This is a genomic window from Streptomyces sp. NPDC058664 (assembly GCF_042716635.1).
Lineage (GTDB): Bacteria > Actinomycetota > Actinomycetes > Streptomycetales > Streptomycetaceae > Streptomyces.
Genome location: NZ_JBHXRW010000021.1, coordinates 113,298 through 136,131, shown reverse-complemented (window position 1 = coordinate 136,131; position 22,834 = coordinate 113,298). Strand labels below are relative to the sequence as shown.

Genomic DNA, 22,834 nt, shown 5'->3' with positions numbered 1-22,834 from the left:
GCCTCGTCGAAGGCGGCGGCGAACACCTCGTACCGCTCGTGCAGTTCGCGTCCCATGCCCGCCCGCTGGCTGCCCTGACCGGTGAACAGGAAGGCCGTACGAACCGGTCCGCCGACCGTTCCCCGTACCACCGCCGGGTGCTCCTCGCCACGCGCCAGCGCCGCCGTTCCGGCGAGCAGGCCGGCCGCGTCCTCGGCGATCACCACGGCCCGTTCGTCGAAGCGCGTCCGGTGCGCGGCGAGTGCGTACGCCGTGTCCAACGCGTCGTGTCCGTACCGCTCCTGGTGCCGGCGCAGCCGCTCCGCCTGCCCCCGGAGCGCGGCCGTGTCACGTCCGGACAGCAGCCAGGCGAGCGGCTCCCGAGCACCGTCGCCCGAGCGCACGGCATCGGCCGACGGCGTCGGCACCCGCCCCGCCTCACCCACCACCACATGGCAGTTGGTGCCGCCCATGCCGAACGAACTGACGCCCGCGACCAGCGGCCGACCGGGCTCCGGCCAGTCGCTCTCCCGGGTCTGGACCCGCAGCCCCAGCGCGTCGAGCGGGATGGCCGGGTTGGGCTCCCGGAAGTTCAGACTCGCCGGGATGCGCCGCCGGGACACCGCGAGGGCGGTCTTCAGCAGACCGACCAGACCGGCCGCGCCCTCCAGATGCCCCACGTTCGTCTTCGCGGAGCCCACGAGCAGCGGGGCGTCCGACGGGCGGCCCGCGCCCAGCGCGGCGCCGAGCGCCGCCGCCTCCACCGGATCGCCCACCGGCGTTCCCGTACCGTGCAGTTCGACGTACTGGACCGCCGTCGGGTCGGTGCCCGCGCGGGCGTGGGCGGCCCGCAGCACGGCCTCCTGAGCGCCCTGGTCGGGCACGGTCAGACCGGTCGACGCGCCGTCGTTGTTGACGGCGCTGCCCAGGATCACGCAGTGCACCCGGTCCCCGTCGGCGACGGCCCGGTCGAGCGGCTTCAGGACGACGGCGACGCCGCCCTCGCCCCGGACGTATCCGTTGGCACGGGAGTCGAAGGTGTAGCAGCGGCCGTCGGGGGACAGGGCGCCGAACCGGGCGCTGTCCGCGCTGCTGCCCGGGGACAGGATCAGGTTCACACCGCCCACGACGGCCAGGTCGGCGTCGCCGTGCCGCAGGCCCTCGCAGGCCAGGTGGACCGCGACCAGCGACGAGGACTGCGCCGCGTCGACCGTCAGACTCGGGCCGGTCAGACCCAGGACGTACGAGAGCCGGTTGGCGATGATGCCCCGGCCGAGCCCGGTGACCGAGTGCCGGCCGGCCGCCGCCTCGCCGCGCCGGTGGTGCAGCGCCGCGTAGTCGTCCCAGATGGCGCTCGCGTACACGGCCGTGCGGCTGCCCGCCAGCGAGCCGGGCACGATCCCCGCCTCCTCCAGGGCCTCCCAGCCCAGTTCGAGCATCAGCCGCTGCTGCGGGTCCATGGCCGCCGCCTCGCGCGGGGAGATCCCGAAGAACGCGGCGTCGAACCGGTCCACCTCGTCGAGGAAGGCCCCCCGCCGGGGAGCCGAGGCGGACCAGCGGTCCGCCGGCGGCTCCCCGACCGCGTCCTCGCCCCGGCCGAGCAGCCGCCAGAAGGCGTCGGGGTCGGCGGCGCCCGGCAGACGGCAGGCGAGTCCGACGACGGCGATCGGTGCGGAGCTGGGCTTGGCCATGGTCTGACGTACTCCCTCGTCGAGGACGAATGCGTCACCAGACTCACCACCGGCCCTAACGGGGGGCTTTCGGCGTTCTAAACCCGGTCGGCGACGGGGCGGTGCAGCCCCGCCCGCAGCGCCGTGAGGTGCTCCGCCCCGATCCGCTGCCGGTCCTCGGGCGACACCCCGTCCACGAACGCGTGGTACGCGCCGGGGAAGTTGTGCAGTTCCACCGGTACGCCCGCCTGCGCGAGCCGCAGCCCGTACAGCAGCCCCTCGTCCCGCAGCGGGTCCAGGCCCGCGGTCGAGAGGTAGGCGGGCGGCAGTCCGCTCAGGTCCGTCGCCCGGGCCGGGGCCGCGAACACCGGAAGCCGGCCGGGTCCCCGGTCCGCCGACTCGCCCAGATACAGCTGCCAGCTCTCCTCCGCCAGGCGCCGGTTCCAGACCGGGGTGTCGGTGTACGCGGCCATCGACGCGGTCGCCGGCCGGTCGTCGAGCACCGGTGTGCTCAGGTGCTGGAAGCACAGCGCGGGCCCGCCCCGCTCACGGGCGAGCAGGGTGAGCCCGGCGGCCAGCGCGCCGCCGGAGCTCGCCCCGGCCACCGCGAGCCGGGCCGGGTCGGCGCCCAGCTCGCCCGGGTGGCCCGCCGCCCACTCCAGCGCCGCCCAGCAGTCGTCGAGTCCCGCCGGGTACGGATGCTCCGGCGCCAGCCGGTAGGAGACGGCGACCACCACGGCCCGGGCGTGCAGCGCCGCCTGCGCGGCGCTCAGGTGCACGGAGTCCACATTGCCCAGGCAGAACCCGCCGCCGTGGATCCACAGCACCGCGGGCAGGGCCGCCCGGGCGTCCCCGGGGCGGTACACCCGCACCCGTACGGCGGGACTGCCGGGCGGCCCCGGTACGAGCAGCTCCCGCACGTCCACTCCGGGTACGGGCGGGAGCTCGTCGACGCCGAGGAGCCGCCCCCGATGGTCCGCGACCGCGTCGACCAGACGCCCTTCGACCGGCACCTCAGGCCTCCAGCCGGAGCGCCTGCGAGGGACAGAGCGCCACGGTCCCGCGGACCGTCGCCTCCTCCTCCGGTCCGGTCACCGGCGCCCGTAGCAGGAGCACCGTCCCGTCGTCCGACTGGTCGAAACGGTCGGGTTCGGACAGCACGCACTGTCCCGCCCCCAGACACCGGTGGGTGTCGGCCGTGATGCGCATCTCTCTCAGGTCCCTTCTGCGATGCCGGCGCCGTGGTCCGTCCGCGGCGCGCGGTCCTTTCACCAGGTGACGGGCAGTTCCCAGATGCCCTGCACGCCGCCGGGCTCCTTGAGCGGCAGCGCGCCCGCCGGCACGGCGAGGCGCAGCCCCGGCAGCCGGCGGAACAGCGTGGACAGGGCGATCTCCATCTCGGCGCGGGCCAGGTTCTGCCCGATGCACTGGTGCACGCCGTGTCCGAAGGAGATGTGGTGGCGCGCGCCACGCGCCACGTCGAAGGCGTCCGCGCCGGGGAACGCGTCCTCGTCCCGGTTGGCGGTCGAGATCACCACGATCACGCCGTCGCCCGCCCTGATCCGGTGACCGGCGAGTTCGGCGTCCCTGGTGGCGAACCGGGCCACCCCGTCGGCGATCGCCATGTAGCGCAGCAGCTCCTCCACCGTCGTCGGCAGCAGGGAGGCGTCGGCCCGCAGCGCGGCCAACTGGCCGGGGTGCCGGAGCAGGGTGAACACCCCGAGCGCGATGGCGCTGGCGGTGGTCTCGTGCCCGGCGACGAGCAGCAGCAGCGCGATGTCGACCAGGTCGCGGTGCGAGAGGCGGCCGGGGGCCAGCTGTTCGGCGATCAGGGTGTCCAGGAGGCCGTCGCCCGGCTCCTGCTCCTTGCGCCGGATCAGCCCGTCCAGATAGGAACTGAGCTGTGCGAAGGCGTCGGCGCTGTCCTCCAGGGTGGTGGTGCCGGTCACCACGCGGCGGGACTGCTGCTCGAAGAAGGCGTGGTCCGCGTACGGGACACCGAGCAGCTCGCAGATGACGACGGACGGCACCGGCAGCGCGAAGTCCGGTACGAGGTCCGCGGTCGGGCCCTTGGCCTCGATGGCGTCGATCAGCTCGTCCACCAGCCGCTGGATGCCCGGCCTGAGCGCGTTCACCTTCTTCACCGTGAAGGTGGAGAGCAGCATGCGACGCTGGACGGTGTGCTCCGGCGGGTCCATGCCGATGAAGTTGCGGACCTTGCGGGCGGCCTCGAAGCGCGGAGCGGTGGCCGGATAGTGCGGGTGGATCCGGTCGGAGGAGTAGGTGGCCGCGTCGAGCAGCACCGCCCTGGCCTCCTCGTGGCCGCTGACCGCCCACACCCGGCGCCCGTCGTAGAGCTCGACGAGGGACACCGGGCCCTCCGCGCGGTAGCTGTCGTAGCCGGCCGGCGGCTGGAAGGGGCAGCTGCGGGCCTGCGGATAGGCGGGCGGGGAGGAGGGGGTCGTCCCCACCGTCCCGGTCGTCTTCTCGGTCATTCCTTGGCCTCCAGGACGGCGGTGGGCGGCACCGCGGCCGGAACGGGGGTGGGCGGGGCCGGCCGGGGCGGGGCGAGCCTGCGCGTGAGCGGCGTCTCCACCCAGCGGAACAGGACGTACGCGAGTGCCAGCGCGAGCAGCAGCGCCGCCACGAGCAGCGCGGCCCCGACGGCGGGCGGCAGGTCCCGGCCGGCGATCAGCCAACGGTGGGTGTACGACACGACCAGGCCGTGCACCATGTAGAACGCGAACGACAGCTCGCCGAGCCGGACCAGGACCCGGCCGCGCAGCGGCGACCTGCCGCCGCTCTCGTCGGCCAGCGCGGCGGCGGCCACCAGCGGGGTCAGCCACAGGGCGGCGGTGCCGGCCACGCCGTACAGGTACGGCACCAGCGAGTTGACGGCGTAGCCGGCGACGGCGAGCAGCCCGGCGGGCAGCAGGCCGAACCGGGGCCAGGCACCGGCGATCACGAGGCGGGCGGCGACCATGCCGAGGACGAACTCCAGGGCACGGACCGGCGGGAAGAAGTAGACGAACCAGATCTGCTCGAAGGAGAGCGTGCCGTCGTCGATGAAGGGCAGCGGGGTCCCGGTGACGAGGTACTGACCGACCACCGGCGCGAGCACGGTGAACGCGCCGAGGGTGACGGCGAGCGGCCACAGGCGGGCGGTCGGCACCCGGTTCAGCAGCCGCAGCAGGAACGGGAAGCTCAGGTAGAAGAAGAGCTCCACCGAGAGCGACCAGCTCACCGCGTTCATCGTGTTCGGCACGGTGATGTCGGGGAACCAGGCCTGGAGCAGGAAGAGATTGGCCAGCGTGCCCTTGGTGGTGAAGGGGTCGGCGGCGATCAGCATGAGGACGGCGGCGACGGCGAACGTGACCAGGTGGTTCGGGTAGATCTTGGCCAGCCGGCGGCGCCAGACGCGCGGCGCGGTGTCGTCGGGCCGCGCCGACCAGGTCAGCACGAAGCCGCTGAGCACGAAGAAGAAGCTGACACCGTAGAACCCGGCGTTGGCGAACACGTCACCGAGCGCCTCACCGCCGGAACCGCCGACGTACGCGGTCTGCCAGGTGGTGTGGAAGGCGAAGACGAGCAGCGCCGCGACGAATCTCAGTCCCGTGAGGGACGGGAGTCTCGACACGCGGGGGTGGGCTGGTGGGCGGGGCATGGACGCTGACCTCCGGCTGGGACGGGGATGGGGCACGCCCACGCTGGCAGCGCCCTGTTGGCCGGATCTAAAGCCGCTCTTGTGCCGGCCCCGTCCCGTCGCCCGGTTCTCCCCCCGGCACCGCACGCGCCCGGTCCTCCACCGCACGCGCGCGCTTCGGGACCGCCGCGAGCAGCGCCCGGGTGTACGGATGGGAAGGCGCCGCGAAGACCTCCTCCACCGGGCCGGACTCCACGATCCGGCCGTCCTTCATCACCATCACCCGCGCGCAGACCTCCCGGACCACCGCCAGGTCGTGCGAGATGAACAGCGTCGCCAGACCGAACGAGGACCGCAGCTCCCCCAGCAGGTCCAGGACCTGCGCCTGTACGGACACGTCGAGCGCGGACACCGGCTCGTCGCACACCAGCAGCCGTGGCCCCGGCGCCAGGGCCCGGGCGATCGCCACCCGCTGTCGCTGTCCGCCGGACAGGGCGGCCGGCCGCCGGCCGAGATGCTCCGCCGCCAGCCCCACGCGCTCCAGCAGCGCCAGCGTCCGCGCGGCACGCTCCGGGCGCGGCACGCCCGACGCGGCCAGCCCCTCGCCGACGATCCGGGCCACGCTCCAGCGCGGGTCGAAGGCGCTGAGCGGGTCCTGCGGCACCAGCTGCAGCTCGCCCCGGTACGGCCGCCGCTCCCGCTCGCGCACCGCGCTCCACGGCCGGCCCGCCAGGCGGATGTCCCCCTCGTCGGGCGAGGCGAGACCGAGCACGAGCCGGGCCAGCGTCGACTTCCCGGAGCCGGACTCGCCGACGAGCCCCAGGGACTCGCCGGGGCGCAGCGTGAACGAGACACCGGCGACGGCCGTGCGCCGGCCGCCGCGCCGGACGGCGAACCCCTTGACCAGGTCGCGGGCGACGAGCAGCGGTTCGCCCGTCGTGACGGCGGGCGGCACGGGGCGCCGCCGGCTGCCCGGCACGGCCGCGAGGAGCGCCCGGGTGTACGCGTGCCGCGGCTGTTCCAGCACGTCCCGCACCGGGCCCGACTCGACGATCCGGCCGTCCTTCATCACCGCCACCCGGTCGGCCAGCGCCTCGACCACCGCCAGGTCGTGGCTGATCAGCAGCAGACCGGTGCCGGCCGCCTTCAACTCCCCGAGCAGGGACAGGATCCTGGCCTGGACGGAGGCGTCGAGCGCGGTGGTCGGCTCGTCCGCGATGATCACCCCGGGGTCCGCCGCCAGGGCGGACGCGATCAGCGCCCGCTGGCGCAGCCCGCCGGACAGCTGGTGGACGTGGCTCGCCGCGCGTTCGGCCGGCTCCGGCACCCCGACCCGCTCGAGGAGCTCGATCACCCGCGCGCCGACCTGCCTCCTGGGCACGAGCCGGTGGGCCAGCAGGGGCTCGGCGATCTCCTTGCCCACCGGTCGCAGCGGGTCGAGCGCGACGAGCGCGTCCTGCGCCACCAGACCGATCCGCCGCCCCCGTACGGTGCGCCACTCGCGGTCGCCGAACTCCCGGGCGTCCTGCCCGAAGAGCCGCAGCCGCGCCGCGCCCACGGTGGCGGTGGGCCCGGCGAGCCCGAGCAGGCTGCGCGCCAGGGCGCTCTTGCCGGAGCCGGACTCGCCGACCAGGGCCAGGCACCGGCCCGCCGCCAGTTCGAGCGACGCGCCGCGCACCGCGTGCACCCGGCCGGGCCCCTCGCCGAACCGGACGTCCAGGTCGACGACCTCGATCAGCGGCCCGTCCGGCGGGGGCACGTCCGTCCCGGAACCGGCGCCGGCGGGCACACGGCCCCCGGGCCGCCACGCCTTCGGCGCCCGCACGCCGTTCGCCCACGGGTCCCTCTCGCGTACACCGGTCATGAGAAGGCCCGTCCTTCGGCTCGGTCCTGCGTGTGGCGGCCGACCACCGTGACCGCGAGGACCGTGGTCAGCAGCAGCAGTCCGGGGAAGAGGGCGATCCACCACGCCTGGTCGAGGAAGCCCTGGCCCTCGGTGAGCATCGCGCCCCACTCCGGGGTCGGCGGCTGTGCGCCGAGACCCAGGTAACTCAGCGCCGCGCCGGTGGAGATGGACGCGCCGAGCGTCACCGTCGCCAGCACGAGCAGCGGGCCCAGCGTGTTCGGCAGCACGTGCCGGAGCACGACGAGCGCGCGCGGCACCCCGAGGGCGACCGCCGACTCCACGTACCCGGAGCGGCGTACGACCAGGGCCTGCGCGCGTACCACCCGGGCGAAGCCGGGCGCCGTGCCGACGGCCACCGCGATCGTCGTGCCCACCACCCCCTTGCCGGCCACGAGCACCACGAGGAGCGCGAGCAGCAGGCCGGGCAGGGCGAGCAGCGCGTCGGCCGCCCGCATCAGCAGGGCGTCCCCGAACCGGCCGGACAACGCCGCGGTCAGCCCCCACACGACGGCCACGGCGACGCCCGCGCCGGTCGCCGCCGCGCCGATGGCCAGCGAGTGGCGCGTGCCGTGCACGACCCGGGCGAACACGTCCCGGCCCAGCTGGTCGGTGCCGAACCAGTGCGCGCCGTCCGGCGGGCGGAGCGCGTTCAGGGGGTCGGTGTCGGTGGCGCCGACGCCCGTGAGCCATCCCGGCGCGAGCGCCGCGAGGAGGACCAGGGCGAGCGCGAGCCCGGCCGCCCACACCGAGGGTCGGACGGCCCGTGTCGGGACGCTCATGAGGCCACCACCCCGGTGCCCTTGCGCAGCCGGGGATCCACCACCACGTACGCCACCTCCACCAGCGCGCCGATCACCACGAAGGCGACGGCCGACAGCGCCACGACTCCCTGCACCACCGGAAGGTCCCGGCCGCCGACCGCCTGGAGCGCGACCCGGCCGATCCCGGAGCGGGCGAACACGTTCTCCACGACCACGGCCCCGCCGAGCAGCGTGCCGGTGAACCAGCCCGCCAGCGTCAGCGCGGGCAGCGCGGCGTGTCGTAGCGCGTGCCGTGACCGCACCGTGGACTCGCGCAGCCCGCGGGACCGGGCGGTGAGCGCGAACGGCTGCCGCAGCGCGTCGAGGAGCCCCTCGCGCATCACCTGCGCGAGCACCGCCGCGATCGGCAGCGCCAGCGTCAGGACCGGCAGCACGAGCGAACGCCCGTCCCCGCTGTCGGAGACCGGGAACCAGCCGAGCCGGAAGGAGAACACCGTCAGCAGCATGATCCCCAGCCAGAACGACGGGGTGGACACCACGACCAGCTCGACGAGCGCCGAGACCCGGCGCGGCAGGCGGGCCCGCCCGGTGGTCAGCACGGTCACCGCGACCGCGAGGAGCAGCGCCACCAGCGTGACGTACAGCGCCAGTTCGAGCGTGGGCCCGAGCTGGTCGGCCAGCACCCGGGCCACCGGCTGCTGGAGCTGGTACGACTCGCCCAGGTCGCCCCGCGCGAGCCGGCCGAGGTAGGTCACGTACTGCACGGCGAGCGGCTGGTCGAGTCCGTAGCGGTGCCGCAGGTCCTCCCGGGTCTCCGCGTCCACGAGCGCCTGGGAGCCGATGACCGCGTCGACCGGGTCGCCGGGGACGAGCTGCAGCACCAGGAAGGCGAGGGTCGCGGCGCCCCACACGACCAGGACGGCCGCGCCGAGCCGGGCACCGACGTGGCGGAGGGCGGCCCGCATCAGCGGGTCCCGACCCAGGCGCCGTAGAACTCCGGCCAGGCCGAGATCGACTGGCGCAGCCCGTGCACCCGCTTGTTCACGGCCACCGTGGACTGCTCGACGTACGCGGGCACCACCGCGGCCCGGTCGAGCGTCCAGCCCTGCACCTTGGCGTAGAGGGCCGCGCGCCGCGTGCCGTCGGTCGCGGCCTGGGCCTCCTTGAGCCAGCGGTCGACCTGCGGGTCGGCGACCCGGGCGAAGTTGTGCCCGCCGCTCGCGGAGGTCTCGGTCGACAGGAAGAAGTGGCTGAGGATGTCGCCGTCGGCCCGGGCCCAGGACGTCTCCACCACGTCGTACCGGCCGCTGTCCAGCCGGCCGGAGACCTCGGCGGCGTCGGTGGAGACGGCCAGGTCCAGCTTGATCCCGGCCTTCTTCAGCTCGCCCTGCACGGCCTGCGAGAACAGGCTCGGCCTGCCGTAGACGGGGGCGACGACGGTGAGGACCTTGCCGTCCTTCGTGCGGTAGCCCTCGGCGTTCCGCCCCGTCCAGCCCGCCTCGTCGAGGAGCTTCGAGGCCTTCGCCGGGTCGTGCGGCCAGCTCTTCTCCAGCGAGGGGTCGTAACTGTCCGGGGTGGTGGGCGAGAGGATGCTCCAGGCCCGGGTGCCGGTGCCCTGGAAGACCGAGCCGACCACCGCGTCGAGGTCGACGGCGAGCTGGAACGCCCGGCGGACCCGGACGTCGGAGAAGAGCCGCCCCCGGGTGTTGAGGTAGAACGCGTCGACCGCGCCCGGCACGGCCCTGGTGGCGAGCGTGAGCCGGGCGTCGCGCTTCACCACGCCGACCTGCTGCGCGGGGACCGCGCCGGCCGCGTCGACCTGACCCGATGTCAGCGCGCCGACCCGGGTGGCGTCCTCGGTGATGAAGCGCAGTGTGAACGAGTCGAGCCGGGCGGGCCCGGTGTGGCCCGCGCCGTCGGGCGCCCAGGCGTAGGCGGCGTTCCTGGTGTAGCCGCGCTGCTGTCCCCGGGTGTACGTACCCGCCTTGAACGGGCCGCTGCCCACCGATGCGGTGCCCGCGCAGAGCTTGTCGGCGCCGGCCTTCAGGGAGGCGGGCGCCGCGATGCCCAGGTAGGTCGTGCTGACGGCCTGGAGGAAGGGGGCGTACGGGCGGCTGAAGCGCACCTCGATCTCGGTCGGGCTCTTCACCGTGGTGCCCGCGTACGGGCCGAACAGTCCGGCCGCGTACTGGGACCCGGTCTTCTTGTCGATGATGTGGTCGAAGTTGGCCTTGACGGCCGCCGCGTCCAGTGGGCTGCCGTCGTGGAAGGTGACGTCGTCGCGGAGCGTGAAGGTGTACGTCGTGCCGTTCGCGCCGACCCGCCAGGACTTCGCCAGCCAGGGCTTCAGCTCGCCTTCGGGGGTCTGGTAGACCAACGAGTCGAAGACCGGCCGCTGGACGAAGGCCGTGACGTCCTGCGCGCTCGTGTGCGGGTCCCAGCAGTCCGGCTCGCTGTCCGTCGCGTAGACGAGCTTCCCCCCGTTCACCGGCTTGGCGTCGGCGGCGGGAGCGGCGCCCCCGCCCGCGGAGCAGGCGGTGACGCCCGCGAGTACGACGGCGGACAACAGGGCGGCTCTGTGAGCCGGACGGCGCGAGTGCATGGCGAACTCCGAGCGATCGACGAGTGCGGGGGGCCTGGGCCACTGTCGTCGCCGGGGCTAAAGCCGGACTGAACCGTCGTCACCGCTCGGGGACAGGACCTCCGTGCCGGCGGCCGCCCAGGCCAGCAGCTCGAAGGAGCGCAGCCGCTCCTCCTGGCCGTGCACGACGGTCAGCGCCATCACCTCGTCCGCACCGGTGCGCGCGAGCAGACCGGCGAGCTTCTCCCGGACGGTGTCGGGGGAACCGACCAGCTGCGGTTCGACGAGGTCGTCGAGGAAGGCCCGTTCGGCGCTGTCGTACCGGTGCGCGGCGGCCGTGCGCGCGGACGGGAAGGCGTCGAAGCGCCGGACCGTACGCATCCTTATCTTGCCGAGGAGGTAGGGCGAGGCGGTCGTGCGGGCCTCCTCGTCGGTGTCGGCGACGGTGGTCAGGACCGAGACGAGGGTGCGCGGCCGGTCCAGGTGGGCGGAGGGCCGGAACGACTCGCGGTAGCGCTCCAGGGCGAAGGCCGTGGCGTGCGGGTTGATCTGGTGGGCGAACGCGTACGGCAGGCCGAGCGCCCCGGCGGCCGCCGCGCTGGACGGGCTGGAACCGAGCATCCACAGTTCGGGGCGGCCGTCGGCGGCGGGCACGGCGGTGATGCCGGACGAGGGGTCGCCGGGGGCGAAGTAGCCGTCCAGTTCGGCTATCTGGAGCGGGAAGTCGTCCTCGCCGCGGTCCGGGGAGCGGCGCAGGGCGCGCGCGGTGACGGGGTCGGTGCCGGGTGCGCGGCCCAGGCCGAGGTCGACGCGGCCGGGGTGCAGAGCCTCCAGGGTGCCGAACTGCTCGGCGACCACCAGCGGGGCGTGGTTGGGCAGCAGCACACCACCGGAACCCACCCGCAGGGTGCTCGTGGCGGCGGCCAGCCGGCCGATGAGGATCGGCGGTGCGGAGGTGGCGAGGCTGGGGGTGTTGTGGTGCTCGGCGACCCAGTAGCGGTGGTAGCCGAGGGACTCGACGCGCGGGGCGAGCGCCACGGTGTCGCGCAGGGCGGCGGTGGCGGAGCCGTCCTCGAATACCGGGACGACGTCGAGCACGGAGAGCGGGACCGGAGTGGTGCCGGTGGCGGTCATGGTTCCTCCTCGGGGAGGCGGTGGGAACGACAGGGGAAGAGAGCCGGGAACCGGCCGGGCGCCGCGACGGGGGTGACACGACGTCCGGCCGGAGACTCGGTCCGGACCGGATCCGGACCGAGCTAGACCGGGTCGGCGACGGGCCGGGGGGAGGCGTCGTCCGTCGGATCGGCCGGGGCCTCGGGAACGGGTGCCGGGCGGCCGGGCAGCAGCAGACCGGCGAGGAAGACGACCACGGCGGCCACCACCACCCACCAGAAGGCGTCGCCGAAGCTCTCGGTCGTCGGCGTCGTGTGCGCGCCGCCGCCCTGGAGGATCAGCGCGACCACGGCGATGCCGAGCGAGGCGCCGATCTGGTTCAGGATGAACACCGCGCCGGTCGCCCCGGCGACGGACTCGCCCGGCACCGTCCGGTACACCGAGCCCATGGTCGGCGCGCCGACCAGACCCATGCCGAAGCCGGCGGCGAGCTGGGCCGCGGTGAGGAGCGGCTGGGAGCTGTCGGGGCCGGAGCCGGTGAAGACCAGCGCGCCGGCGCCGATCAGCAGGGCGCCGGTCGGCACCAGCACCTTCGCGCCGAACCGGTCGGCCAGGTTGCCGGCCAGCGGCATGCCGATCAGCGTGCCGAGACCGAGCGGCGCGAGGAGCAGGCCGGACTCGAGCACGCTGTGCCCGTGCACCTGCTGGTAGTAGAGCGGGAGCAGGAAGAGCAGCGAGAACAGACCGCCGCCGAGCAGGAACATGGTGGTGACGCCTGCGGTGAAGCCCTTGTTGGAGAACAGTCGCAGGTCGAGCAGCGGGGTCTTGTCGGTGCGCAGCGCGTGCACGACGTACGCGACGAACAGCGCGAGGCCCACGGCGATTCCGACGAGCACCCGGGCGCTGCCGAAGCCGTGCGCGCCGGCCTGGGAGAGCGCGTACACGAGCGCGGCGAAGCCGGGGGAGAGCAGGAACACGCCGACGGCGTCGAGCGGCACCGGGTCCCCGCTCGGCGGCGGGTCGGCCGGCAGCACCTTGACCGCCAGGACGATGGCGGCGAGGGCGAACGGGATGTTCACCAGGAACAGCCACTCCCAGGACAGGCTGTCCAGGATCAGTCCGCCGACGATCGGGCCGACGACAGGACCGAGGGTGATGGGCACGGAGATCAGGCCCATCACCCGGCCGATGCGCTCGGGCCCGGCGGCGCCCGCGACCACGGTCATCATGATCGGGTCGATCATGCCGCCGCCGAGGCCCTGCACGATGCGGAAGGCGATCAGCGACTCGGCGTTCCAGGCGAAGGCGGCCAGCGTCGAGCCGATCAGGAAGACCGTCAGACCGAGCAGCCACATGCGCTTGGCGCCGAAGCGGACCATGGCCCAGCCGGCCAGCGGGATGGCCAGCGCGACGGCGAGCAGATAGCCGGTGGTGACCCACTCGATGGTGGCGAGCGTGACGGTGAACTCGCTGCTCAGGGTGGAGATTCCGACGTTGACGATCGTCGCGTCCAGGTACGACATCATCCCGCCGAGCACCATCACGCCGAGCAGCGTGAGCAGGCCCGAATCGAGCCGGGCGGGGCCGCCCTCCGCCGCTTTCGTTGCAGACACGGCAACTCCTTTGAACTTGTGTGCCCATCAATTTGAACTGGGTAGTTAAATTTTGTGGCTGTGACGGTAGCATGGGCCCATGAGCGTTGGCGAGACCCCCAGGACGGGCGAGACCCCCAGGACGAAGGCGGCCCCGGCGGACCGGGGCCGGATGGACAAGCGGCGGGCCATCGTGGAGGCGGCCCTGCGGGTCTTCGCGCGCGTCGGCTACAGCCAGGCGAGCCTCGACCTGATCGCCACCGAGGCGGGGGTCGCGAAGCCCACGATCTACAACCACCTCGGGTCGAAGGAGAACCTCTTCCGGCACGTGATGACCGAGACCGCGGCCCGCTCCAACGCCAAGACCCTCGACGTCCTGGAGTCCTTCCCGACCGACCCGCAGGGGCTGCGGCCCGGCCTGGAGGACGTGGCCCACAAGCTCGTCGACTGCTACTGCGACGAGCAGTCCGAGTCGGTCCGCCGACTGCTGTACGCGGAGGCCGTCCGTTTCCCCGACCTGTTCGACGAGGTCCGCGCCAGCGGACCCAACCAGTTCACCGACGCGCTGGCCGGCCGGCTCGCCCGGCTCGCCAACGCCGGACACCTGCGGATCGAGGACCCCGAGCGGGCCGCCAACCAGTTCATCGCCCTCGTCTACGAGGAGCTGCCCGGCCTGAGCGCGCTCGGCACCCGGCCGCTCGACCCCGAGCAGGTCCGGCAGGTGGTCACCGCGGGCGTCGACACCTTCCTGCGTGCCTTCGGGGCCCCCGGCCGCACCACCGGGGGCCCCGCGTCCGGCGAGGACGTCAGCGACTGATCCGCTCGAACTCGCCGCGGAAGAACAGCAGCGGTTCCCCCTCCCTCGACGCGTCGAGGCGGAGCACCCGGGCGACCACGATCACGTGGTCGCCCGCCGGGTGCTCCGCCTCGATCGCGCACTCCAGCCACGCCAGCGCCCCGCCGAGGACCGGCGCACCGCCGGGCGACGCCGACCACGGCACCCCGGCGAACTTGTCGCCCCCGCGCGCCGCGAGCCGCGTCGCCGCCTCCCGCTGACCGGCCCCGAGGATGGAGATCCCCAACGGCCCGGCCCCGCGGATCCGGGGCCAGCTGGAGCTGGTGTGCGCGACGCAGAACGAGACCAGCGGCGGATCCAGGGACACCGAACAGAAGGAGTTCGCGGCAAGGCCGGCCCGCTCACCGGTCCGCGCGTCCCGCGCGGCGACCGCGACCACCCCGGTCGCGAACCGACCGAGCACACTGCGCAGACACCGCTCACCGGCCGGCGCGGCGGTCGCCCCGTTCACGCCCGCACCGCCGGCGCGTACCGCAGCCGCGCGAACTCCCGCGTCAGCGCGATCCGCTGCTCCCGGTACCCGCCGCGCATCCGCAGCACCGACAGCAGCGTCCACAACCGGGTCTGCGCGAAGAACCGCGGCGAACCGTGCACGTCGTCATGGGCCAGCAGACGCACCGAACGCACGTGCTCGCGCAGCAGCCGGGCGTCGCCCGGCGGGATGATCTCGTCGCGCAGGCTCGTCACGTGCGCCACCGGGATCCGCAGGGCCGACAATTCCTCGGGCCCGAGGGCGCGGTCCGCGAGCAGCCCGTAGACCTCCTCGGGCGTGGTGCCGGCCAGGTGCGCGAGCGTGTCGGTGGTGACGCGCGGCACCGTCTTCTGCCAGCGGGCGTCGGTGAAGAAGTCGCGCAGCGGCGTCCCCGCGCCGACCACGCCCCGGATCCGCTCGTCGTACAGGGCCGCCCGCAGGGCCAGATGGCCGCTGAAACTGAGCGCCAGCGCGTACGTCCGCGCGGTGTCGGCCCGGCCCTCGACCGCGTCCAGGAGGCCGGAGAACATGAGGTGCGCGTCCGCGTCGTACGGCAGGGTGTTCTCGCCGACCCCCGGCATCTCGGTGACAAGCCCGGCGAAACCCAGCCGGTCGAGCTGGAGCAGCACCGGCGCCCACTGCTCCTTGACCGACACGATGCCGCCGGTCATCACGAACAGCGGTCGGGGGGTCTCCGCGTCGAGGCCCACCGTCCAGCACCGCACCCGCCCCCCGGGCAGCTCCACGTCGAGCCGGCCGATCGCGGGGAAGTCGGCCGCCCACGCGGCGAAGGCGGCCGTGCAGTGCTCCAGCGCCGCCGCCCGGGCGGCGGTGTCCACGAACGGGAAGCGCGCCATGTTGTAGTGCACGGACGCCTCCAGCGGTTTGCCGGCCTCCGCGAGCCGCGCCGCCTCCGCGCTCCACTCGCGCACCCAGGAACCGGGGGTGCCGTCCCCGTCGTGCCGGATCCGGTCGAGCAGCGGATCGTACGTCTCGGGCGGAAGGCCCTGCGAACGCGTGTGCGCCACCACGAAGTTCTTCAGTTCGGCGATGTCGTTCATACGCTTTCCAGCGCCTCCTTCACCTCGGTCAGTACGTCGGCGGCCTCGGCGCCGTCGATCGCCCGGTGGTCGAAGGCCAGGCTCAGCCGCAGCACCGGCGCGACCACGATCCGGCCGTCTCGGACCACCACCCGGTCCAGGATCCGGCCCACCCCGAAGGTGGTGGTCGTGCCGCCGACCGAGTGGAACGAGTCCACCGCCCGGTGCCCCAGCGACGTCACCGAGAACGTCCCGGTCAGGTGCGGCCGCAGCGCCAGCGACCCGGCGGCCCGCCGGAACGCCCTCCGGCCCTCCGCCCAGGAGAGCCGGTGCAGCTTCCGAACGGACTCGAACTCCTCCAGGACCTCCGGATCACCGTCCCGTACCCGGTCGATGTGCTTCTGGACCGTGGAGAGTTCGGCCTCGTGGAGGTCCGGCACGACCGTGCCGAGCACCACCCGGCGGCCCTCCAGCGTCCGGTCGAGGGCCAGCTTGCCGTTGACGAACGGATAGTGCGCGACGCGCGGGCGGCGCGGGCCGCCCTGGATCGCCGCGTTCGCGTCCGGGTGCGCCGCGAGGACCCGGCCGGCCGCGCGCAGCACGTACGCGGAGATCGCGTACCGCACGCCCTCGCGCTCCGCCGCCTCGGCCCGGTGGGCGAGGACCCGGCCCATGTCCACCTCGGTGTCCAGGAAGACCGGTGCGAAGTCCCGTACGACCTCCAGGAAGAACAGGGTGTGCCGGCGCTGCCGGGGCAACGACCCGCCCTCCTCTGTCTCGGTCACGCCGGAAAGCGGTCGGCCCTCCCCGGCCGGTCCTCCCTCCGTCACGCCCCCACCGCCAGTCGGTACAGCCCCTCCAGGCTCTCCGCCTCCAGCGCGTCGGCCAGGGACAGGGGCCGGCCGGTCTCCCGCTCCAGCGCCGTGCACAGGGCGAGCAGATGCACCGAGTCCCAGGAGTCGACGGTGTCGAAGCCTCGACCGAGGTCCTCGACGGTCACGGACAGGGCGAGTTCGTCCCGCAGCAGCAGGACGAAGTCCTCCACGGTCTTCACGAGGCACTTCCCTTCGGGGGCGCGGCCTCGAACCGCGCCGTGAGTCGGATGTGGTCCGCGGGCTCCGGCAGCGGATCGAGGCCGTGCCGGAACGCCGCCGCGTCCTCGCCGGCGTCGACCACGGCGAACCCCGCACGCGGATAGAAGTCGGCGACCTTGCCGTTCTTCGCGGTCCGCCGGTACGACGCGAGCACCTGACCCGCGCCGCGCTCACGGGCCTCCCGCAGCACCGCGGAGAGGACCGCGGTCTCGATGCCCCGGGAGAAGACCCGGCAGCTCAGCAGGAAGTTGTCGATGTGCACGGAGTCACCCGCGCGGCGCAGCAGCACCGCGCCGACGAGGCCGTTGTCCCCGAAACGGTCGGCCGAGGAGACGGCGAGCACCGAGGCGTCCGGGTCCTCCGCGAGCGCCCGCACCCCGGTGGGCTGGAGCCGTTCGGTGGTCAGGTTGAACTGATTGGTACGCAGGGTCAGTTGGGAGACCCGGGCGTACTGGTCGGGGGTGGCCGGGGCCACCGTCACGGAGACGTCCAGCTCGCGCAGATAGCCGTCGAGGGAGTCGAAGCCGTCCAGGAAGTCCTGCCGGGCCTGCTCCTGCCGGTAGCGGACCGGCCGTGCCCGGTCCTCGTCGGTGAGTTCCCGTACGTCGAACCAGCCCTCGGCGAGCAGCCGGGGCACGTGCAGCGCGGGTTCCTCGTCGACCTGCACCACGGCCACCCCGGGCAGCTCCCGACGCACCAGGCCGCACTCGAAGGAGCTGTCGTCGACGAAGACCACGCTGTCCACGCCCACGTTGAGCTCACGGGCCAGCGCGGTCAGGTTGTCGTGCTTGGGAGCCCAGTCGGCGCGGATCGCGACGAGGTCCTCCTCCCGGAGGGCCAGCCCGGGATGCTCGCGGAGCGTCTTGACCACCGGTTCGTGGTCGTTCTTGCTGACCACCGCGAGCAGGACGCCCTGCGAGCCGAGCTGCGCCGCCACCCGCTGGAACCGCCGGAACGCCTCGCCCCTGAGGCTCCCCCCGGTCTCGACGCCCTCGGGCCCCACCTCGCCCAGCACCCCGCCCCACACCGTGTTGTCGAGGTCGAGCGCCAGCACCTTCTTGCCGCCGCCGGACGTCTGCCGGGCCAACTGGCCGACCTCCCGGGCGTATCCGGCGAGCAGCGGTTCCGACAGATGCGCCTTCGCGTAGACGCTCTGGCGTACGTCCCGGGCCGGAACTCCCTCGGCGAGCAGTGGATCGATGTCCACCGTCACCACCCCGGGCCGTTCCACGGCCAGCCGCAGGAGCCGGACGTTCGCCTCCCGCCACCGCGCGCCGAGCCGGGCCCTGGCCCGGCGGTCGATCAGTTGCGCGGTCAACTCGCGCGGAAGGGGCAGGGTGTTGAGGACCAGGGTGCCGCTCGGGGAGGCGGTGGCGAAGACCTCGGCGGCCCGTTCGACCAGCGCCAGCTTCTCGTCGAGGACCCGCTCCACGTCCTCGACCCGCCAGGGCACCGGCAGTTCGTCGGTCACCACCGCGGGATCGAGGACACAGAGGGTGAGCGCGGGCCCGGCCGCGTACAGGGAGCTGTCCGGGTCGACGAGGTCGAAGACCCACCGGTCGAAGTCGGAGAGCCGGACCCGCGCCAGCAGGCCGTGCCGGGCGAACTCGACGGTGAGCGCGGGGGCCAGGGCCGCCAGGGTGCCGTGTCCGGTCACCGCCACCAGCGGCGCCGGTACGGAGGGATGCGCGGCGAGCACCTCGTCGGGGTCGAGGCGGGCCAGCAGCCGGCCGGAGCGGATCAGCTCCGCCTCCGGCAGCAGGGCCAGCAGCCCCGCCACGTCCGGATACCGCTCGACGAGCCGCCCTGCCCGGTGCAGGTCGCTCAGCGACTCCACGGCCATCTCAGTTCCCCTCCAGAGCGAAACCGGACTTGATCCACTTGCTGGACTCGATGGAGATGCCGACCGCCCGCCGTCCCGGCCCGAGCCGCCCGGCCAGGGCCCGTTCCAGCTGGAGGAAGACGATCGCGTTGCCGCTGTTGCCGGCCTCGGCCACGACCGAGACGTCCTCGGCGGCCGGCAGCGCCAGCCGCCGGGAGATCAGGCCCGTCATCCGCCCGGACAGCTGCGGCGGCAGCAGCAGGTCCACGTCCTCCGGCCGCCAGTCCGCTCCGGCCAGCAGCTCGGCCAGGACCTCCTCGGCCAGAGCGGGCACGTGCTCCTCGATGGCCTTGTAGTCCTCGCTCGCCGCGGGCCGGTCCGGATCCCGGTCCCGGTCGGACGGCCCGTACCACTCCAGGACCGCCCCGGGCTCCCGCCCCAGGCCGACCAGCCGGGTGAACAGGCCCCGCACGCGCGCCGACCCGGGCCCCGGCTCGACCCCGAGGACCGCGGCCCCGGCCGCGTCCCCGAACAGCACGTAGTTGACCAGTTCGGACGGCGCGGCCTTCCTCAGGTCCGCCGTCACGTCGTAGAACCGGGCGATCACGTCCCCGCCGAGCACCAGCACCCGGCGGCCGTCGCCGCTCCGCAGGATCTGCCGGGCCACGTCGAGCGCCTGCACGGCGCCCGAGCATCCCGACTGCAGCTGGAAGGAGCGGACCTGGTCGATGCCGAGCCGGTCCGCGACGATGTTGACGGTGGCCGGCATCAGCCGGTCCGGCGTGGCCGTGCCGAGCACCACCGCGTCCACGTCGGAGCCGGTCAGACCCGCCGCAGCCAGCGCCCGCCGGCCCGCCAGCTCGGCCAGGTCCGCCAGCGAACTCGTGATCCGCCCCGACTCCAGGTCCAGCGCCAGATGGCGGGACCGGGTGCCGATGAACGCCTCGACCCACTGCTCCCACAGCGGATCCATGCCGAACCGCCGGGCCAGCGCGGCGTTGTCCACGGCGGGCCCCGGCAGCGCGGACGCCGCCGAGAGGATGTGTACGTCCCGACCGGTCATCAGTGGCCTCTCCTCGTGCTCTCTCCCGGCGCGTGCCGCGGGCTCAGTCGGACAGCAGGATCCGTGCCTCGGCGGACGCCCGGACGCCGGTCATCCGCCAGGTGCGGAAGCCCGTCAGACCCTCGTAGCGGCCGCTCGTCCCGGTCGCCGGGTAGTGGACCCACTCGCTGGTGCGGACGTCGTTGAAGTCGGCCCAGCCCTCGGCGTGGATCGTGCCGTCGTCGAGGGTGATGTCCTCGGTGTAGTACGTCAGCAGGCCACCGTCGCCCGGCCGGACGTACTCGATCCGGAACGAGCCGTGCGAGGTGCCGATGAGCTTGCCCGACTCGTCGTACAGCTCGTCGTCGAAGGTGCCGGTCTGCCCGGTCTGCGGATCCGCCACCTCCACGTCGTCGACCACCTTGACGACGATCTCCTTGGGCACGCGGATCACGATCTGGTCTGCCATGGTGCTGTTCCTCTCGATGGGGACGAGCGAGGTGGGTGGTGGAAGCGGGTCACAGGGTCGGGGCCGGCGGCGCGCCCGCGATCAGCGGCGGACGGCCCGGGAAGACACCGGGCCCGGTGAAGGCGTCGGCGCCGGGGGCCGTGGGCCGGTCGTCGCCGGGGGAGGGGAAGAAGACCTCGGTCGCCGGCTCGCCGGTCCGGGTCAGCACGGCCCAGAAGCTGCCGCGGGTCCAGGTGCCGGCGTTGAGGGGGTCGTTGTCGGCGAAGGTGTACGGCGCGTACTGCCGGCCGGTCGGATCGGGCTGGGTGAAGCGCCCCCAGAACCCGTTGTAGAGATGGTGGTCGAGGACGTGCGCGCTGCGCAGCAGCTGGTACGCGCCCCGGTAGCGGAAGGGGTTGACGGCCGCCGACGGACCGGTCGCGGTGACCGCCCCGTGCGGGGTGTACCGGTACCGGGCGGCGAGCCGGCCCTCCTCGTCGAGGAGCGCGAGCACCGACCCCTGATGGTCCGTCACCGTCCAGAACCGGCGTCCGTCCGCCGTCAGGACCGCGAGCAGGGCGCCGTCCGGGGTACGGACGAAGTCGGTGGGCGTCCCGTCGTCGGTGACCCGGACCACGCCCAGGTGGCTGTGCGTCAGGACATGGGTGACGGTGCGTCCGTCGACGGTGGTCTCGGTGATCCGGCGCGGAACCTCGTGGCCGAGCCCGTCGTAGGCGATGTCCACCACCCGCTGCCCGCCGAACACCCCGGTCAGGGTCTGTCCCGAGGGGCTGTAGGAGAAGGAACCGGTCGGGTTCTCCTCCTCGGTGAAGTTGCCCGCCCCGTCGTACGCGAACGTCGTCTCGCCGAACAGGGTCACCTGGCCCGCCGGGTTGAGCGTGAAGCGCACCTCGCCGAGGCGCACCAGATGGTGGGCGTCGTCGTACGCGTACTCCACGTCGCCCGCGCGCGCCAGCCGCCCCAGCTGGTCGTAGCCGTAACCGGTGAACTCGCCGTCGACCACGGTGTGCCGCAGGACGCCGGTGTCCGCCCCGCCGCCCGTGCAGTACCCGTACTCCACCGAGAGCAGCACCTCCCCGGCGGTGTCCCGCACCGTCAGCGAGGTCGGGCGGCCCGAGGCGTCGCGCCCGGTCTCCTGGACGGCCGGGCCGAAGTCCACCGCGACCGGCCGGCCCGCCGGGTCGTGCGTCAGCACGGCCGTGTCGCCCGCCGGGGTGGTCACGGAGGCCGGGCGGCCGGCGGCGTCGTACGCGTAGCGCGTCGTGCCGCCCGGGGTGGTCAGCGTGAGCGGCAGGCCCTCGGCGTCGTACCCGGCGCGGATCTCCTCGGTGCCGTCCGCGTCGGTCCTGACGGCATCGGTCAGCCGTGGGCCGGTCGCCGTGCGGGTCCAGCCGAAGGAGTACGACCAGCCGGGACCGGACTTGCGGACCGGCCGCCCCAGACCGTCGTGGCGCAGCGAGAGCAGCGTCTCGCCCGACTCCTCGTCCGTGACCTCGGCGGGCCGGCCCAGCGCGTCGTGATGGTGCCCGAGGGTGCGGCCGTCGCCCGAGGTCACGGCCGTGATCCGGGAGAGCGCGTCGCGGCGGAACACGGTGGGGCCGAGCGGCTCGGGCGGCACGACCCGGACGAGCCGGCCCGCTTCGTCGTAACGGAAGGCGGTGCGGGCCCCGTTGCCGTCGGTGAACTCCGTGATCCCGCCGTGTCCGGGGTCGTACGCCCGCGAGTCCAGCGGAGCCGTCCGGCCCGCGATCCTGGTACGCACCACCCGGCCCGCCGCGTCCCGTTCGAGCAGCAGCTCGTGCCCGGCCGGGCTGCGCAGCGAGCTGACGAGACCGGGGTGAGCGGGATCGCCGTACGCCGCCGAGAACTCCCCGGACGTCGGCAGCCGGAGCGCCACGGGCCTTCCCCGCTCGTCGTACCGGCGCAGCAGCGTCCCCCCGGCGGCGTCCGTCGAGGAGGTGGGCCGGCCGGCGGCGTCCCACCGCTGCCGCGCCGTACCGCCCAGCGGGTCGGTCACCGCGGTCGGCCGCCCGTCCGCGTCGAAGTCGTATGCGGTCCGCCGACCGGTCGGACCGGTCACGGTCGTACGGCCCTCCCCGTATCCGAAGCCGATGCGCACCGGCCCGTCCGGACCGGTCCAGCCCACCGAGGCGACCCTCCCGTCCCCGGTGTGCCCGAGCTCCACCGGACCGTCGTGCGGCGGCGTGACCCGGGTCAGCCGGCCGGCGTCGTCCCAGCCGTACTCGGTGACCGCGCCTGCGGCGTCCTCGTCCCGGACCAGCCGGCCCGTCGTGTCGTAGCCGAAAGCGGCGACCTGCGCGCCGGAAGGATCGAGCAGCTTGGTGAACCGGCCCTCGCCGTCCCGGTGCAGGGCGGTCACCCGGCCCTCGGAGTCGGTGACGCGCAGCGGATCGGCCCCGGCCTCGACGTCCGCCCCCTCGGCGGAGACGGACCAGCCAGGACCGAACCCCTCGTCGGCGGCGCGGCCCCCGTGGAACACGCGCGTCAGTCGAAGAGGGCGGCCGGCCCCCGCGATCACCAGGTCCAGCCGGCGCAGTACGACCTGCCCGGACGCCAGGTCGACGAGCAGCTCCGTCCGGTCCCCGATCGGCACACGGCGTACGGCACGGTCGGCGACGGTCTCCTCGGGCGGGGGCACGGGCGACTCCTCAGGCGATGTCCGGAGAGCCGGCACGGCAGGACACCGCCCGGCGGGAGTCCAGGCTCACGCCGGGCTCTAAAGCTCGCCTAAGGCCGGGGCGAGACAGCACCGACGGACACCATGAACCTTCTG

20 protein-coding genes are annotated in these 22,834 nt (G+C 74.0%); 1 reads left to right on the top strand and 19 read right to left on the bottom strand.

From position 1 onward, the window contains the following. The 11 genes from ACFWUY_RS19140 to ACFWUY_RS19090 form a co-directional block, all read right to left on the bottom strand. The coding region (locus ACFWUY_RS19140) for a type I polyketide synthase (RefSeq protein WP_384109200.1) at window positions 1-1,670 on the bottom strand (1,670 nt) is incomplete at its 3' end. Window positions 1,671-1,747: 77 nt separating this feature from the next. Continuing rightward, window positions 1,748-2,662 (bottom strand): alpha/beta hydrolase, encoded by a 915-nt coding sequence (locus tag ACFWUY_RS19135; protein WP_384109198.1) that lies wholly within the window; start codon window positions 2,660-2,662, stop codon window positions 1,748-1,750. A 1-nt stretch (window position 2,663) separates the two neighbouring features. Next, on the bottom strand, window positions 2,664-2,858 hold the full coding sequence (locus ACFWUY_RS19130) for a ferredoxin (protein ID WP_384109195.1): 195 nt from the start codon (window positions 2,856-2,858) through the stop codon (window positions 2,664-2,666). 59 nt (window positions 2,859-2,917) lie between these two features. Beyond that, window positions 2,918-4,144 carry a cytochrome P450 gene (locus tag ACFWUY_RS19125; protein WP_384109192.1) on the bottom strand — a complete coding sequence of 409 codons (1,227 nt, stop codon included), beginning with the start codon at window positions 4,142-4,144 and terminating at the stop codon, window positions 2,918-2,920. Further along, window positions 4,141-5,286: an acyltransferase family protein gene (locus ACFWUY_RS19120; RefSeq protein WP_384109188.1), complete on the bottom strand. Its 1,146-nt coding sequence runs from the start codon at window positions 5,284-5,286 to the stop codon at window positions 4,141-4,143. Before ACFWUY_RS19120 ends, ACFWUY_RS19125 begins: the two co-directional genes overlap by 4 nt. 94 nt (window positions 5,287-5,380) lie before the next feature. Next, a complete protein-coding gene (locus ACFWUY_RS19115; RefSeq protein WP_384109182.1) occupies window positions 5,381-7,156 on the bottom strand; it encodes a dipeptide ABC transporter ATP-binding protein in 1,776 nt (591 codons plus the stop codon). Further along, complete coding sequence (locus ACFWUY_RS19110; RefSeq protein WP_384109176.1) at window positions 7,153-7,977, bottom strand: ABC transporter permease; 825 nt, start codon at window positions 7,975-7,977, stop codon at window positions 7,153-7,155. Before ACFWUY_RS19110 ends, ACFWUY_RS19115 begins: the two co-directional genes overlap by 4 nt. Beyond that, window positions 7,974-8,924 (bottom strand): ABC transporter permease, encoded by a 951-nt coding sequence (locus tag ACFWUY_RS19105; protein WP_384109171.1) that lies wholly within the window; start codon window positions 8,922-8,924, stop codon window positions 7,974-7,976. Before ACFWUY_RS19105 ends, ACFWUY_RS19110 begins: the two co-directional genes overlap by 4 nt. Then, window positions 8,924-10,525, bottom strand: a complete 1,602-nt coding sequence (locus ACFWUY_RS19100; protein WP_384109168.1) for an ABC transporter substrate-binding protein — start codon at window positions 10,523-10,525, stop codon at window positions 8,924-8,926. The genes ACFWUY_RS19105 and ACFWUY_RS19100 overlap by 1 nt, the downstream gene beginning before the upstream one ends. A gap of 93 nt (window positions 10,526-10,618) precedes the next feature. Next, window positions 10,619-11,674: an LLM class flavin-dependent oxidoreductase gene (locus tag ACFWUY_RS19095; RefSeq protein WP_384109165.1), complete on the bottom strand. Its 1,056-nt coding sequence runs from the start codon at window positions 11,672-11,674 to the stop codon at window positions 10,619-10,621. A gap of 122 nt (window positions 11,675-11,796) precedes the next feature. Then, window positions 11,797-13,266 (bottom strand): DHA2 family efflux MFS transporter permease subunit, encoded by a 1,470-nt coding sequence (locus ACFWUY_RS19090; RefSeq protein ID WP_384109162.1) that lies wholly within the window; start codon window positions 13,264-13,266, stop codon window positions 11,797-11,799. Between the two features lie 79 nt (window positions 13,267-13,345). On the opposite strand from ACFWUY_RS19090, the gene ACFWUY_RS19085 reads away from it, so the two are divergent. Next, window positions 13,346-14,062, top strand: coding sequence for a TetR/AcrR family transcriptional regulator (locus ACFWUY_RS19085; RefSeq protein ID WP_384109159.1), 717 nt, complete (start codon window positions 13,346-13,348; stop codon window positions 14,060-14,062). Here ACFWUY_RS19085 and ACFWUY_RS19080 read toward each other — a convergent pair. The 8 genes from ACFWUY_RS19080 to ACFWUY_RS19045 are packed head-to-tail and all read right to left on the bottom strand — an operon-like array spanning window position 14,052 to window position 22,699. Next, window positions 14,052-14,552 carry a flavin reductase family protein gene (locus tag ACFWUY_RS19080; protein ID WP_384109156.1) on the bottom strand — a complete coding sequence of 167 codons (501 nt, stop codon included), beginning with the start codon at window positions 14,550-14,552 and terminating at the stop codon, window positions 14,052-14,054. The genes ACFWUY_RS19085 and ACFWUY_RS19080 overlap by 11 nt on opposite strands. Then, the gene (locus ACFWUY_RS19075; protein ID WP_384109153.1) at window positions 14,549-15,634 is read right to left on the bottom strand and encodes an alpha/beta hydrolase; all 1,086 of its coding nucleotides are present in this window, start codon (window positions 15,632-15,634) and stop codon (window positions 14,549-14,551) included. The genes ACFWUY_RS19080 and ACFWUY_RS19075 overlap by 4 nt, the downstream gene beginning before the upstream one ends. Continuing rightward, the gene (locus ACFWUY_RS19070; protein ID WP_384109150.1) at window positions 15,631-16,398 is read right to left on the bottom strand and encodes a 2-oxo acid dehydrogenase subunit E2; all 768 of its coding nucleotides are present in this window, start codon (window positions 16,396-16,398) and stop codon (window positions 15,631-15,633) included. The genes ACFWUY_RS19075 and ACFWUY_RS19070 overlap by 4 nt, the downstream gene beginning before the upstream one ends. Before the next feature lie 41 nt (window positions 16,399-16,439). Further along, a complete protein-coding gene (locus ACFWUY_RS19065; RefSeq protein WP_384109147.1) occupies window positions 16,440-16,667 on the bottom strand; it encodes an acyl carrier protein in 228 nt (75 codons plus the stop codon). Beyond that, the gene (locus ACFWUY_RS19060; RefSeq protein ID WP_384109144.1) at window positions 16,664-18,550 is read right to left on the bottom strand and encodes an HAD-IIIC family phosphatase; all 1,887 of its coding nucleotides are present in this window, start codon (window positions 18,548-18,550) and stop codon (window positions 16,664-16,666) included. Before ACFWUY_RS19060 ends, ACFWUY_RS19065 begins: the two co-directional genes overlap by 4 nt. Window position 18,551: 1 nt before the next feature. Further along, on the bottom strand, window positions 18,552-19,592 hold the full coding sequence (locus tag ACFWUY_RS19055; RefSeq protein ID WP_384109141.1) for a 3-oxoacyl-ACP synthase III family protein: 1,041 nt from the start codon (window positions 19,590-19,592) through the stop codon (window positions 18,552-18,554). Between the two features lie 43 nt (window positions 19,593-19,635). Next, a complete protein-coding gene (locus tag ACFWUY_RS19050; protein WP_384109138.1) occupies window positions 19,636-20,040 on the bottom strand; it encodes a hypothetical protein in 405 nt (134 codons plus the stop codon). Between the two features lie 49 nt (window positions 20,041-20,089). Further along, entirely contained in the window at window positions 20,090-22,699 is a 2,610-nt protein-coding gene (locus ACFWUY_RS19045) for a DUF6531 domain-containing protein (protein WP_384109135.1), read from the bottom strand. Between the last annotated feature and the right edge of the window lie 135 nt (window positions 22,700-22,834).

What these genes read in the sequence shown, in the direction of transcription:
- ACFWUY_RS19050 (WP_384109138.1), bottom strand. Translation starts at nt 20,040, where the DNA reads ATGGCAGACCAGATCGTGATCCGCGTGCCCAAGGAGATCGTCGTCAAG.
- ACFWUY_RS19055 (WP_384109141.1), bottom strand. Translation starts at nt 19,592, where the DNA reads ATGACCGGTCGGGACGTACACATCCTCTCGGCGGCGTCCGCGCTGCCG.
- ACFWUY_RS19130 (WP_384109195.1), bottom strand. Translation starts at nt 2,858, where the DNA reads ATGCGCATCACGGCCGACACCCACCGGTGTCTGGGGGCGGGACAGTGC.
- ACFWUY_RS19075 (WP_384109153.1), bottom strand. Translation starts at nt 15,634, where the DNA reads ATGAACGACATCGCCGAACTGAAGAACTTCGTGGTGGCGCACACGCGT.
- ACFWUY_RS19095 (WP_384109165.1), bottom strand. Translation starts at nt 11,674, where the DNA reads ATGACCGCCACCGGCACCACTCCGGTCCCGCTCTCCGTGCTCGACGTC.
- ACFWUY_RS19085 (WP_384109159.1), top strand. Translation starts at nt 13,346, where the DNA reads ATGAGCGTTGGCGAGACCCCCAGGACGGGCGAGACCCCCAGGACGAAG.
- ACFWUY_RS19125 (WP_384109192.1), bottom strand. Translation starts at nt 4,144, where the DNA reads ATGACCGAGAAGACGACCGGGACGGTGGGGACGACCCCCTCCTCCCCG.
- ACFWUY_RS19115 (WP_384109182.1), bottom strand. Translation starts at nt 7,156, where the DNA reads ATGACCGGTGTACGCGAGAGGGACCCGTGGGCGAACGGCGTGCGGGCG.
- ACFWUY_RS19110 (WP_384109176.1), bottom strand. Translation starts at nt 7,977, where the DNA reads ATGAGCGTCCCGACACGGGCCGTCCGACCCTCGGTGTGGGCGGCCGGG.
- ACFWUY_RS19105 (WP_384109171.1), bottom strand. Translation starts at nt 8,924, where the DNA reads ATGCGGGCCGCCCTCCGCCACGTCGGTGCCCGGCTCGGCGCGGCCGTC.
- ACFWUY_RS19060 (WP_384109144.1), bottom strand. Translation starts at nt 18,550, where the DNA reads ATGGCCGTGGAGTCGCTGAGCGACCTGCACCGGGCAGGGCGGCTCGTC.